This is a genomic window from Pseudomonas sp. G(2018), assembly GCF_005502415.1.
Taxonomy (GTDB): domain Bacteria; phylum Pseudomonadota; class Gammaproteobacteria; order Pseudomonadales; family Pseudomonadaceae; genus Aquipseudomonas.
Genome location: NZ_SCOO01000002.1, coordinates 219495 through 232650 on the forward strand (window position 1 = coordinate 219495; position 13156 = coordinate 232650).

Annotated in this window: 10 protein-coding genes; 9 read left to right on the forward strand and 1 reads right to left on the reverse strand. The window is 60.4% G+C overall.

Annotated features, from left to right (window positions below):
• Positions 1-6: 6 nt before the first annotated feature.
• Positions 7-2652 (reverse strand): pyruvate dehydrogenase (acetyl-transferring), homodimeric type, encoded by a 2646-nt coding sequence (aceE, locus tag FFS64_RS03045; RefSeq protein WP_137804176.1) that lies wholly within the window; start codon positions 2650-2652, stop codon positions 7-9.
• Between the two features lie 72 nt (positions 2653-2724).
• Here aceE and FFS64_RS03050 point away from each other — a divergent pair, with 72 nt between their 5' ends.
• From FFS64_RS03050 to FFS64_RS03090, 9 genes are all read left to right on the forward strand, one after another.
• Positions 2725-3039: a hypothetical protein gene (locus tag FFS64_RS03050; protein WP_137804177.1), complete on the forward strand. Its 315-nt coding sequence runs from the start codon at positions 2725-2727 to the stop codon at positions 3037-3039.
• Complete coding sequence (gene glnE / locus FFS64_RS03055) at positions 3036-5975, forward strand: bifunctional [glutamate--ammonia ligase]-adenylyl-L-tyrosine phosphorylase/[glutamate--ammonia-ligase] adenylyltransferase (RefSeq protein ID WP_137804178.1); 2940 nt, start codon at positions 3036-3038, stop codon at positions 5973-5975. The genes FFS64_RS03050 and glnE overlap by 4 nt, the downstream gene beginning before the upstream one ends.
• Before the next feature lie 130 nt (positions 5976-6105).
• Positions 6106-7140, forward strand: a complete 1035-nt coding sequence (gene waaF, locus FFS64_RS03060) for a lipopolysaccharide heptosyltransferase II (protein ID WP_095192187.1) — start codon at positions 6106-6108, stop codon at positions 7138-7140.
• 1 nt (position 7141) lies between these two features.
• Entirely contained in the window at positions 7142-8203 is a 1062-nt protein-coding gene (gene waaC / locus FFS64_RS03065; protein ID WP_137804179.1) for a lipopolysaccharide heptosyltransferase I, read from the forward strand.
• Complete coding sequence (locus FFS64_RS03070) at positions 8203-9324, forward strand: glycosyltransferase family 4 protein (protein ID WP_137804180.1); 1122 nt, start codon at positions 8203-8205, stop codon at positions 9322-9324. The genes waaC and FFS64_RS03070 overlap by 1 nt, the downstream gene beginning before the upstream one ends.
• Positions 9325-10131, forward strand: coding sequence for a lipopolysaccharide core heptose(I) kinase RfaP (gene rfaP, locus FFS64_RS03075; RefSeq protein WP_137804181.1), 807 nt, complete (start codon positions 9325-9327; stop codon positions 10129-10131).
• The gene (locus tag FFS64_RS03080; RefSeq protein ID WP_137804182.1) at positions 10131-10865 is read left to right on the forward strand and encodes a lipopolysaccharide kinase InaA family protein; all 735 of its coding nucleotides are present in this window, start codon (positions 10131-10133) and stop codon (positions 10863-10865) included. The genes rfaP and FFS64_RS03080 overlap by 1 nt, the downstream gene beginning before the upstream one ends.
• Entirely contained in the window at positions 10862-11614 is a 753-nt protein-coding gene (locus FFS64_RS03085) for a lipopolysaccharide kinase InaA family protein (protein WP_137804183.1), read from the forward strand. Before FFS64_RS03080 ends, FFS64_RS03085 begins: the two co-directional genes overlap by 4 nt.
• Complete coding sequence (locus FFS64_RS03090; protein WP_137804184.1) at positions 11614-13065, forward strand: lipopolysaccharide kinase InaA family protein; 1452 nt, start codon at positions 11614-11616, stop codon at positions 13063-13065. The genes FFS64_RS03085 and FFS64_RS03090 overlap by 1 nt, the downstream gene beginning before the upstream one ends.
• The last annotated feature ends 91 nt before the right edge of the window (positions 13066-13156 follow it).

A 13156-nucleotide genomic window follows, 5' to 3' on the forward strand; every position in this document is an offset into this window, starting at 1 on the left:
CTCTCCTCAGCAGTCCAGTGGGTTGCGTTTTTCCGGGTTGATACCGAACTTGGCGATGGCTTCAGACACCACTTTAGGTTCGATATCTCCACGGTCAGCCAGTGCTTCCAGGGCTGCCAACACCACGAAATGACGGTCGACTTCGAAGAAATGACGCAGTTTCTTGCGGCTGTCGCTGCGACCATAACCGTCGGTGCCCAGGACTTTGAATTCCTTGGACGGTACCCACTGACGGATCTGCTCGGCGTACAGTTTCATGTAGTCGGTAGAGGCAATGACCGGACCTTGACGGCCGTTCAGGCACTCTTCAACGTAGCTCAACTTAGGCTTCTGGCCCGGGTGCAGGCGGTTGGTGCGTTCTACGGCCAGGCCGTCGCGACGCAGTTCGTTGAAACTGGTAACGCTCCACACGTCGGCGCCGACGTTGAACTGTTCACGCAGGATCTTCGCCGCTTCGCGGACTTCACGCAGGATGGTGCCGGAGCCCATCAGCTGCACGTGGTGCGCGGCCTCGCGGTTGTCTTCTTCGAGCAGGTACATGCCCTTGATGATGCCTTCCTCGACACCGGCCGGCATGGCTGGTTGCTGGTAGGACTCGTTCATCACGGTGATGTAGTAGAAAACGTCCTGTTGCTCTTCGGTCATTTTCTTCATGCCGTCCTGAATGATCACCGCCAGCTCGTAGCCGTAGGTTGGATCAAAGGTGCGGCAGTTCGGGATGGTGGCAGCCAGCAGATGGCTGTGACCGTCTTCGTGCTGCAGGCCTTCACCGTTCAGGGTGGTACGGCCGGCGGTGCCGCCGATCAGGAAGCCACGGGTACGGCTGTCGCCGGCGGCCCAGGCCAGGTCGCCGATACGCTGGAAGCCGAACATCGAGTAGAAGATGTAGAACGGCAGCATTGGCTGGTTGTGGCTGGAGTACGACGTACCGGCAGCGATGAAGGAGCTCATGGCACCCGCTTCGTTGATGCCTTCTTCGAGGATCTGGCCCTTCTTGTCCTCTTTGTAGAACATCACCTGATCTTTATCGACTGGCTCGTAGAGTTGGCCGACGGACGAGTAGATGCCCAACTGACGGAACATGCCTTCCATACCGAAGGTACGGGCTTCGTCCGGGATGATCGGGACGATACGCGGACCGATTTCCTTGTCCTTGACCAGTTGCGCGAGGATTCGCACGAAGGCCATGGTGGTGGAAATTTCACGGTCGCCGGTGCCGTCAAGGATAGCCTTGAGGGTATCGAGTGGTGGCGTCGGAATGTTGAAGCTCTGCGCACGACGCTGAGGCACGAAACCGCCCAGTGCAGTGCGGCGCTCGCTCAGGTAGCGGGCTTCGGCGCTGTTCGGTTCCGGTTTGAAGAACGGCAGGTTTTCCAGTTCTTCGTCTTTTACCGGAATGTCGAAGCGGTCGCGGAACAACTTCAGGCTCTCGACATCGACCTTCTTGGTGTTGTGCGCGGTGTTTTTCGCTTCGCCGGCACCGGTGCCATAACCCTTGATGGTCTTGGCCAGGATGACGGTAGGCTGTTCTTTGTGGTTGACCGCTTCGTGGTAGGCCGCGTAGACCTTGTACGGGTCGTGGCCGCCACGGTTGAGTTTCCAGATCTCGTCGTCGGACAGGTCTGCAACCATCGCCTTGAGTTCTGGCGTGTTGAAGAAGTGCTCACGTACGAACGCGCCGTCTTTGGCTTTGTAGTTCTGGTACTCGCCGTCGATGACTTCGTCCATGCGGCGTTGCAGGATGCCGTCGACGTCCTTGGCCAGCAGTGGGTCCCAGAAACGGCCCCAGATGACTTTGGTCACGTTCCACTGGGCACCGCGGAACACGCCTTCGAGTTCCTGGATGATCTTGCCGTTGCCGCGAACCGGGCCGTCGAGGCGCTGCAGGTTGCAGTTGATGACGAAGATCAGGTTGTCGAGCTTCTCGCGGCCAGCCAGCGAGATGGCGCCCAGGGATTCCGGCTCGTCGCACTCGCCGTCGCCCAGGAAGCACCAGACTTTCTGTTTGCCTGGCTGGATGAAACCGCGGGCTTCCAGATACTTCATGAAGCGCGCCTGGTAGATCGCCTGGATCGGACCCAGACCCATGGATACGGTCGGGAACTGCCAGAAGTCAGGCATCAGCCAAGGGTGCGGATAGGACGACAAGCCCTGGCCGTCGACTTCCTGGCGGAAGTTGTTCATCTGGTCTTCGGTGATGCGGCCTTCCATGAACGCGCGAGCGTAGACGCCTGGCGAGGTGTGGCCCTGGAAGTAGATCAGGTCGCCGCCGTGTTCGTCGGTCGGGGCCTGGAAGAAGTAGTTGAAGCCGATGTCATACAGGGTCGCACTGGAAGCGAAGCTGGAGATGTGACCACCCAGGTCAGAATCTTTCAGGTTCGTACGCATTACCATGGCCATCGCGTTCCAGCGTACCAGCGAGCGAATGCGGCGTTCCATGAACAGGTCGCCAGGCATGCGTGCTTCGTGGGTAACCGGGATGGTGTTGCGGTAAGGCGTGGTGATTGCGTAAGGCAACTGCGAGCCGCTACGGGTCGCGAGTTCGCCCATACGGGTCATCAGATAGTGAGCACGGTCTTCGCCTTCTTTGTCGAGAACCGATTCCAGGGCGTCCAGCCATTCCTGGGTTTCGACGGGATCGAGGTCTTGCATGGCTTGCTCCAGGGCGGAAAGGCTACCAGAATCGGTTGCCTGAGTTAGCGACTGGCCTTGTGGGCAGACGTTATGAATTCTTGGATTGCCGATAGGTTGTTCCGGCGGCGTGTAGTTTTACTACAAATCATCCGGCATTTCAGCTATCCGAATGTATATACGAGTAGTAAAACTACAGAAGAGCGGCTTGTGGCCTCCGACTACGTTGTGAGAAAAATCGTTAAGGTTGGAATTTTGCTAACCAAAAAAGGTGAGAGCTTGATGTTGGCTGCCAATAATAAAGAAATTTCAGCTATTTCTAACCTTTGTTCGACAGTCGATCAGGTAGTGCGTTTCGTTAAATCACTACATACAGCCTTCTATACGCCGATCAAGGATAGACCATGAGCCTTCCTTCGCTTGTCGAACTGCCAGCCATTCTGCTGCCGTTTGTCACCCGCGCGCAGCAGTCGTTGCGTGCCGCCGTTGCTGCTTTGGATGACGATCATGGCTTATCCGAATGGACGCCCGAGCGCTGGGAGCAATTTGCCCGCGTGACCGCCGCCAGCGACTTCGTGACAGAGCAAAGCGTGCGTGACCCACTGATGCTTCTGGAGCTGGTGCAGTCCGGCGAACTGGACCGTCACTACGCTCCCGGCGAGTTGTGCGCGCAGATCGCCACGGCAGTGAGCGTCGCTGAAACCGACGACCAGCTCGGCCGGGCGCTGCGTCGCCAGCGCGCGCGTCACCAGGTGCGGATCATCTGGCGTGACCTGACCCGCCAGGCCGATCTGGTCCAGACCTGCCGCGACCTTTCGGACATGGCCGATGCCAGCATCGATCAGGCTTATCAATGGTTGTATGCGCGGCATTGTCAGCAATTTGGTGTTCCGACCGGCCGACGCAGCGGCGAACCGCAGCAGATGGTTATCCTCGGCATGGGTAAGCTCGGCGCGGTGGAACTCAATCTGTCGTCGGACATCGATCTGATTTTCGCCTACCCCGAGGGCGGTGAAACCGTTGGTGTGAAGCGCTCGCTGGACAACCAGGAATTTTTCATCCGTCTCGGCCAGCGCCTGATCAAGGCATTGGACCCGATGACCGTCGACGGCTTTGTGTTCCGTGTCGACATGCGCCTGCGACCCTACGGTTCGTCGGGTGCGCTGGTCCTGAGTTTCAATGCGCTGGAGCAGTACTATCAAGACCAGGGCCGCGACTGGGAACGCTACGCGATGATCAAGTCGCGGGTGGTGGCCGGCGATCAAGTGGCCGGCGCGCAATTGCAAGAGATGCTGCGCCCGTTCGTTTACCGGCGTTATCTGGACTTCTCGGCCATCGAAGCCTTGCGCACCATGAAGCAACTGATCCAGCAGGAAGTCCGGCGTAAAGGCATGGCCGACAACATCAAGCTTGGCTCTGGCGGCATTCGCGAAGTCGAGTTTATTGCCCAGGCGTTCCAACTGATCCATGGTGGCCGCGACCTGAGCCTGCAACAACGTCCTCTATTAAAAGTACTGAACACACTGGAAGGCCAGGGCTACCTGCCGCCAGCGGTGGTCAGCGAATTACGCGAAGGTTACGAATTCCTGCGTTACACCGAACACGCGATCCAGGCGATTGCCGACCGCCAGACCCAGATGCTGCCCGATGGCGCTCAGGATCAGGCGCGCATTGCCTTTATGCTGGGCTTTGCCGATTGGAAGGCTTTTCATGAGCGGCTTATGTACTGGCGCGGCCGTGTGGCCTGGCACTTCGGCCAGGTGATCGCTGATCCGGATGAGGAGCAGGGCGCTGAAAGCGAGGTCGTGGTGGGTGGTGAGTGGCTGCCATTGTGGGAAGAGGCCCAGGATGAAGAAGCAGCCTGCCGTCAGTTGCAGGAGGGTGGTTTCGCGGATGCCACCAAAGCCTTGAAAGCCTTGGCCGGTCTGCGCAGCAGTCCGCAACTGCGGGCTATGCAGCGTCTCGGGCGCGAGCGCCTCGATGCCTTTATTCCGCGCTTGCTTGCCCAGGCCGTGGAACACGCCAACCCGGATCTGGTGCTGGAGCGGGTATTGCCTCTGGTGGAAGCCGTGGCGCGTCGATCTGCTTATCTGGTACTGCTGACCGAAAACCCCGGCGCGCTTCGACGCTTGCTGACCTTGTGTGCTGCGAGCCCATGGATCGCCGAGCAGATCACGCGATTCCCGTTGCTGCTCGACGAACTGCTCAATGAGGGCCGGTTGTTCAAGCCGCCCCTGGCGCCGGAACTGGCCGCCGAGTTGCGCGAGCGTCTGACGCGGATTCCTGAGGATGACCTTGAGCAGCAAATGGAAGCCTTGCGTCATTTCAAGCTGGCGCACCGCTTGCGGGTGGCCGCCTCGGAAATCGCCGGCAGCCTGCCGTTGATGAAAGTCAGTGATTACCTGACCTGGCTCGCCGAAGCGATTCTGGAGCAAGTGCTGGCCCTGGCCTGGCGCCAGACCGTAGCCAAGTACGGTACACCGTTGCGCGCCGATGGCACCCTGTGCGATCCCGGCTTCATCATTGTCGGTTATGGGAAAGTCGGTGGCCTGGAGCTGGGGCATGGTTCGGACCTGGATCTGGTGTTCATCCACGATGGCGACCCGCAGGCGGAAACCGACGGGCCGAAGTCTATCGATGGCGCGCAATTTTTTACCCGGCTCGGACAGCGAATCATCCACTTGCTCACGGCCCAGACCAACTCCGGTCAGCTGTATGAAGTGGACATGCGCCTGCGGCCGTCCGGTGCGTCGGGGCTGCTGGTGAGTTCGCTGGGGGCGTTTGCCCGTTATCAGGAGGGCGAAGCCTGGACCTGGGAGCACCAGGCGTTGGTGCGGGCGCGGGTGTTGGTGGGGAGCGAAGATGTCGGCCGGGCATTCGAGCAGGTTCGTGCGGCGATTCTGGGCAAGACGCGGGACCTGCCGACCTTGCGCCAGGAAGTGAGCGAGATGCGCGCCAAGATGCGCGACAACCTGGGCAGCAAGAGCACTGCGGCCGGTACCGGGGCAAATGCCTTCGAGGCCACGGCGCCGTTCGATCTCAAGCAGGATGCCGGAGGTATCGTCGATATCGAATTTATGGTGCAATACGCGGCCTTGGCGTGGTCGGAAACTCACCCGCCATTGCTGCGCTGGACCGACAATATACGCATTCTGGAAGAGCTGGAACACGAAGGGCTGATGCCCGCCGAAGATGCCAGTCTGTTGCGTGAAGCCTATAAGGCCTATCGCTCCGCCGCCCACCGGCAGGCCTTGCAGAAGGATCCCGGGGTGATAACCGGCGACCAGTTCGCGGATGAACGGCGACAGGTCATGCGGATCTGGCGTGAGCTGGGGCTAAGCTGAACAGGATGTTTGAAACACCGAGTACCCAATATGGGGGCGAGCCTGCTCGCTCCCACAGAAGATCTGCAGTTTTTGTAGAATCATCGAGGCGGGGAGGCGTATGCCTCCCCGGTTCGTTTTTGGAAGCCACATGAAAATTCTGATCGTTGGGCCCAGCTGGGTCGGTGACATGGTGATGGCGCAGACACTGTTTCAGTGTCTTAAACAGCGCCACCCGCAATGCGAAATCGACGTCTTGGCCCCCGAGTGGAGCCGGCCGATACTTGAGCGCATGCCCGAAGTGCGCCAGGCCTTGAGCTTCCCGCTCGGCCACGGTGCACTGGAGCTGGCGACGCGTCGGCGCATCGGCAAATCCCTGGCCGGCCAGTACAGCCAGGCGATCCTGTTGCCCAACTCCCTGAAGTCGGCACTGGTACCGTTTTTTGCCGGTATCCCCAAGCGCACCGGTTGGCGTGGCGAATTCCGTTACGGCCTGCTCAACGACGTGCGCACGCTGGACAAAGAGCGTTACCCGCTGATGATCGAGCGCTTCATGGCGTTGGCTTACGAGCCCGGTCTTGAACTGCCCAAACCCTATCCGCGACCCAGTCTGCGGATCGACCCGGTGACCCGCGAAGCGGCACTGGCCAAGTTCGGCCTGGTGCTGGATCGTCCGGTGCTGGCGTTGTGCCCGGGTGCGGAGTTCGGTGAGTCCAAGCGCTGGCCGTCCGAACACTACGCCAAGGTTGCCGAAGCGAAGATTCGCGAGGGTTGGCAGGTCTGGCTGTTCGGTTCGAAAAACGATCACGCGGTGGGCGAAGACATCCGTTCGCGGCTGATTCCCGGCTTGCGTGAAGAATCGGTGAACCTCAGTGGCGGCACCTCGCTGGCCGAGGCGATCGATTTGATGTCGTGCGCCGACTCGGTCGTTTCCAACGACTCCGGCCTGATGCATGTCGCCGCTGCGCTGAACCGTCCGCTGGTGGCGATCTACGGCTCGACGTCGCCGGGCTTCACGCCTCCACTGGCCGAGCATGTCGAGATCGTGCGCCTGGGCATCGAATGCAGCCCGTGCTTCGATCGCACGTGCCGTTTTGGTCATTACAACTGCCTGCGTCAGCTGATGCCGCAAGCGGTGAACGAAGCCTTGCAGCGTTTGCAGGGCACTGTGGTCGAGGTCAAATAGTTTGCGGGTACTGCTGATCAAGACTTCATCGCTGGGCGACGTGATTCATGCGTTGCCGGCGCTGACCGATGCTGCGCGGGCCATCCCCGGCATCACCTTCGACTGGGTGGTGGAAGAAGGCTTCGCTGAAATTCCCACCTGGCACCCGGCGGTGGGCAAGGTGATTCCGGTGGCTATCCGTCGCTGGCGCAAGAACATCTGGCAGACCATCAAGAGCGGCGAGTGGAAGCGTTTCAAGCAAAGCCTTCGCGCCACAAAATACGATCTGGTCATCGATGCCCAGGGCTTGCTCAAAAGCGCGTTGCTGACCCGCTACGTCAAGGCCCCGGTTGCCGGTCTCGACAAAGACTCCGCCCGCGAGCCGATTGCCGCGCGTTTCTATTCCCGGCGCCTGGCCGTGGCCCGTGGGCAGCACGCGGTGGAACGGGTGCGTCAGCTGTTCGCCGTGGCCCTGGGTTATGACTTGCCCAAAGGGCTGGGCGACTATGGCCTGAACGTCGAGCGCCTGGTGGAACTGCCGCGCAAGAATCCGTACGTGCTGTTCCTGCACGGCACCACCTGGGACACCAAGCACTGGCCGGAAGCCTACTGGCGCGAGCTGGCCGAGCGGGTCGGTTACCTGGGGGTCGGGGTGAAACTGCCTTGGGGCAACGCGATCGAGAAAGCCCGCGCCGAACGCATCGCCAAGGACTTGAAGCACGTCGAAGTGCTGCCCAAGCTGAATCTGGCGGGTGTCGGCAAAGTGCTGGCCGGGGCTCAAGCCTGCGTGGCGGTGGACACCGGCCTCGGTCACCTGGCCGCGGCACTGGACGTGCCAACACTGTCGCTGTTCGGCCCGACCAACCCCGGCCTGACCGGTGCCTACGGCAAGTCGCAGATTCACCTGGCCAGCGATTTCCCCTGTGCGCCGTGCCTGCAAAAGAAATGCACCTATCAACCGACGGCCGAAGATGCCCGTCAGTTTGATCTGAAACGCGAGTGGCCACTGTGCTTCACGCGTCTGAACCCCGAGCGTGTCGCCAGCAGACTGAGCACGTTGTTACTGGCTGAGGAGCTGCGCTGATGCAATTGGCATTTGTCCTGTACAAATACTTTCCCTTTGGTGGCTTGCAGCGCGACTTCATGCGCATTGCCCTGGAGTGCCAGAAGCGCGGCCACCAGATTCGCGTCTACACGTTGATCTGGGAAGGCGACGTGCCGCCAGGGTTTGAAGTGCTGGTGGCGCCGGTCAAGGCATTCTTCAACCACCGTCGCAATGAAAAGCTCAGCGAGTGGATGGAAGCGGACCTGGCCAAACGGCCGGTGGATCGTCTGATCGGCTTCAACAAGATGCCTGGCCTGGACGTTTACTACGCCGCCGACGGTTGCTTCGAAGACAAGGCGCAGAACCTGCGCAACTCGCTGTACCGCCGCTGGGGCCGTTACCGCCACTTCGCCGAATACGAGCGCGCGGTGTTCGCCAAGGATGCCAAGACCGAAGTGTTGATGATCTCCGAGGTGCAGCAACCGCTGTTCATCAAGCATTACGGCACGCCGCTCGAGCGCTTCCACTTGCTGCCGCCAGGTATTTCTCAGGACCGTCGCGCGCCGGCCAATGCCGCCGAGATCCGCCGTGAGTTTCGTCGCGAATTCAATCTGAAAGACGACGATTTGCTGCTGGTTCAGATCGGTTCAGGCTTCAAGACCAAAGGGGTGGATCGCAGCCTCAAAGCGCTGGCCGCGTTACATGCTGAATTGAAGGCGCGCACGCGGCTATTTGTAATCGGCCAGGACGACCCCAAATTATTCCAGATGCAGAGCGCCACATTGGGGCTTGGTGACAACGTGACGTTCCTCAAGGGGCGCAGTGATATCCCGCGTTTCCTGTTGGGCGCCGATCTGTTGATTCACCCGGCGTACAACGAAAACACCGGCACCGTGCTGCTTGAAGCGCTGGTGGCCGGGTTGCCGGTGCTGGTGAGTGCGGTCTGTGGTTATGCTCATTATATTGCCGAGGCCGATGCTGGCCTGGTATTGGACGAGCCGTTCGAGCAGGCACAGCTGACGCAGTACCTGACCGGCATGTTGAACGACGCTCAAGCACGGGCGGCCTGGAGCCGCAACGGTCTGGCCTTCGCCGAAACGGCCGACCTCTATAGCATGCCGCAGCACGCGGCCGATGTGATTCTGGCGGAGCACGCTTAAATGAAGTTGATGCTGGCTGAACCGTTCAAGAGCCTTTGGGCCGGACGCGACCCGTTCGCCGAAGTCGAGGGGCTCAAGGGCGAGGTGTACCGCGAACTTGAAGCTCGCCGCACCCTGCGCACCGAAGTGAACGGTAACGGATTCTTCGTCAAAATCCACCGTGGCATCGGCTGGGGCGAGATCTTCAAGAATCTGCTCACCGCCAAGTTGCCGGTGCTCGGTGCCGGCCAGGAGTGGAAGGCCATCCAGCGCTTGCAGGAAGTCGGCGTGCCGACCATGACTGCCGTCGCTTACGGCGAGAGGGGCAGCAATCCGGCGGATCAGCATTCGTTCATCGTCACTGAAGAGCTGGCGCCGACTATCAGTCTTGAAGACTTCAGCATCAACTGGGTCAAGCAGCCGCCGGAGCCAAAACTCAAGCGCGCCCTCATCGCCGAAGTTGCACGCATGACCGGCATGATGCATCGCGCCGGGGTCAATCATCGCGACTGTTATATCTGTCACTTCCTGCTGCACACCGATAAACCGGTGACCGCGGACGACTTCAAGCTCTCGGTGATCGACCTGCACCGCGCCCAAACCCGTCCGACGATCACCCAGCGCTGGCGCAACAAGGATCTGGCGGCGCTGTATTTTTCGGCTTTGGATATCGGTTTGACCCGTCGCGACAAGCTGCGCTTTCTCAAAGGTTACTTCCAGCAGCCGCTGCGACAGATTCTCGGCGAAGAAGCCGGGCTGCTGAATTGGCTCGAGGGCAAGGCCAACAAACTCTACGACCGCAAACAGCGATACGGGGATGCGCTCTGATGGCGGGTTGGACACTGGAACCTGCTTACAGCGATCTGGCCGCAGATTTCGGCAGCCTTGACGCTGTGTTTGCGTTACAGGGCGAGCGCCTGACCCACGACCCGCTGTCAGAGGTCATCCGCGTTCAGCGCAACGGCGTCAATTACTATGTCAAACGCTACGTGGGCGCCGGTAAAGGGCTGCGTCGCTACATCGGCAAGCCACGGGTGAAAATGGAGTGGCAAAACCTCAAACGCTTTGCCAAGTGGGGCATTCCCACTGCCGAGGTGGTGGCCTGGGGGCTGGAGCGGCGAGGGGCAACCTATGATCGCGGGGCGATGATCACCCGTGAGCTGCCGCACACCGAAGACTTGTCGGCCCTGGCCGAACGGCGCGACCCGAAGCTTGCGGACCGCGTCTGGGTCGACACCGTCAGTCGCCAGTTGGCCGACTACACCCGGACCATGCACGAGCATCGCTTTACCCACAACGATTTGAAGTGGCGCAACCTGCTGATCGACGATCAGGCCAGGTTGTTCCTGATCGATTGCCCCAACGGCGATTTCTGGCGCGGCTTCTGGCTCAAGTACCGCATCACCAAGGACCTGGCGTGTCTGGACAAGGTCGCCAAGTATCAATTGTCGGCTACCCAGCGCCTGCGCTTTTACCTGCAATACCGCCAAAGTACCCGGCTGACAGTCGCCGACAAAAAACGGATCCGGCATGTGGTGAGATTTTTCGAGGGACGCGAATGACTGATTTTCTGGCCGCTGAAGACCGTGCGCTGCTTGAGCGTCACGGCCTCGGCACGTTCGACGCACTCTGGGCCCGGCAGCTCGATGCCGTGGACGAACCCAACACCCTGCGCGGTGGCTGGAGCAGCGTGTTTCGGCTGGATCTGGAAGGTCACGGCTTCTACCTCAAGCGTCAGAGCAATTATCAGATGCACACCTTGCACGCGCCCTTTGGCGAGCCAAGTTTCGCCCGGGAATTTCGCAACATCAGCCGCTATGAGGCGCTCGGCATTCCGGCGCTGAAGGCGGCGTTCTTCGGAGAACGCAAGGTCGACGGTGAAGTCCGGGCAATTTTGCTGACCCGTGCCCTGGATGGTTGGGATGATCTGGATTCGTTGCTGCAGCGCTGGACGGACCTGAGTGAAGCGCAACAAACCGCTATCCTGCAAGCCTGCGGGAAGCTGGCGCAGCGCCTGCACGGCAAGCGTCAGGTGCACGGCTGTTTTTATCCCAAGCATATTTTTCTTTGTGCCACCGACGATGGCTATCGGGCCCAGTTGATCGATCTGGAAAAGACCCGACCGTTGCTGTTCGGTCAGCGCGACCGGGTCAAGGATCTGGAGCCGCTGCTGCGTCGGGCGCCTGAATGGAGCGAAGCGCAGTTGCGCATTTTACTGGCCGCCTATCTGGATCAGCCGCAAAACAGTTCACTGATCGATGGCTGGTTGGGTCGCTTGACCTCGCGGCGCAACTATAAGGAGAAGCGCTGATGCGTTTATCCGAACTGAAAAACGCTGGCCGCAGTCCGGTGCTGCCGCTGAGCCTTTCCCTGGCCGATGCCGCCGGACCGGCCGATTTGCAGCTACTGAGCCTGTTGCGGGTGCTGCCCGGGCAGCGTTATGTCGGTGCCGGTGTCTGGCGGGGTCGCCCGGTGCTGGCCAAATTGCTGGTCGGCAGCAAAGCGGCGCGGCATTTTCAGCGAGAGCTGGAGGGCGTGCGCCTGCTCGCAGCGCAAGGCTTGACCACTCCGCTGCTGTTGGCAGACGGTCTTAAGGACGGCGAGGGCGGCTGGCTGCTGTTCGAGTTTCTGGAAGGCGCTGCAAGCCTGGGCGATGAATGGAAGCAGGTTGAACACTTGCCGGCGTTGGCCGATGAGCAGTCGGCGGTTCTCGCTGAAGCCTTGGGTGCGATCGGTCAAATGCACCGCAAGGGTTTGTGGCAGGAAGATCTGCACCTGGACAACCTGTTGCGCCAGGGCAGTCGACTGTATTTGATCGATGGCGCCGGGATCTGCGCCGAAACACCCGGCCAGCCACTGTCGCGGCAAAAGGTCCTGGACAACCTCGGTGTGTTTTTCGCTCAGTTGCCCAAGACGCTGGAGCCATTCACCGAAGAGTTGCTGGTGTACTACCTGCTGAGCAATGGCGAGCATGCCTTGCCCATGGAGGCTCTGCAGAAGCAAATCGACAAGGTGCGCAGCTGGCGTCTCAAGGACTTCCTGAACAAGGTCGGGCGTGAATGCACGCTGTTCAGCGTGCAGCGTGGGGCGTTCGGCTTACGGGCAATCCGTCGCGAGGAAGAAGCGGCGATGCTGCCGGTACTGGCGCAGGCCGACGACTTGCTCGATCAGGGGCACTTGTACAAGACCGGCGGCGCAGCGAGCGTCGGCATGGTTGAAGTGGATGGTCGCACGCTGGTGATCAAGCGTTACAACATCAAAGGTTTTGCCCATTGGCTCAAACGCTTCTGGCGTCCGAGCCGGGCCTGGCATTCCTGGCGCGAAGGCAATCGTCTGGCGTTCCTCGATATCGCTACGCCCAAGCCGCTGGCTATGCTGGAGAAGCGTTTTCTCTGGCTGCGCAGCCGCGCTTACCTGATCACCGAGCATCTGTCGGGGCCGGATATCATCGAGCGCTTTGCACCCTTTGTGGAAAGCGGGAATGCGCCCGAGGCGGAGCTGGCGGCACTGGAACATTTGTTTGCCGAGTTGATCCGCGAGCGCATCAGCCATGGCGATTTCAAGGGGCACAACCTGTTCTGGCAGGATGATCGCTGGGCGCTGATCGATCTGGATTCAATGTGCCAGCACGGCTCGCTTGCCAGCTTCGCCCCGGCGTACGCGCGGGACCGGGCGCGCTTCATGCGCAACTGGCCTGAAGGTAGTGCCCTTTATCAAGTCATTGATCAGCGTCTTCCCAAGGACATGTCCAGCGCTGACTGAATTGCTTTCGCGAGCAGGCTCGCTCCCACCTTGGATCGCGTGCGGCCGGGATTTTCTGTGGGGGCGAGCCTGCTCGCGAAGGGGTTGGATT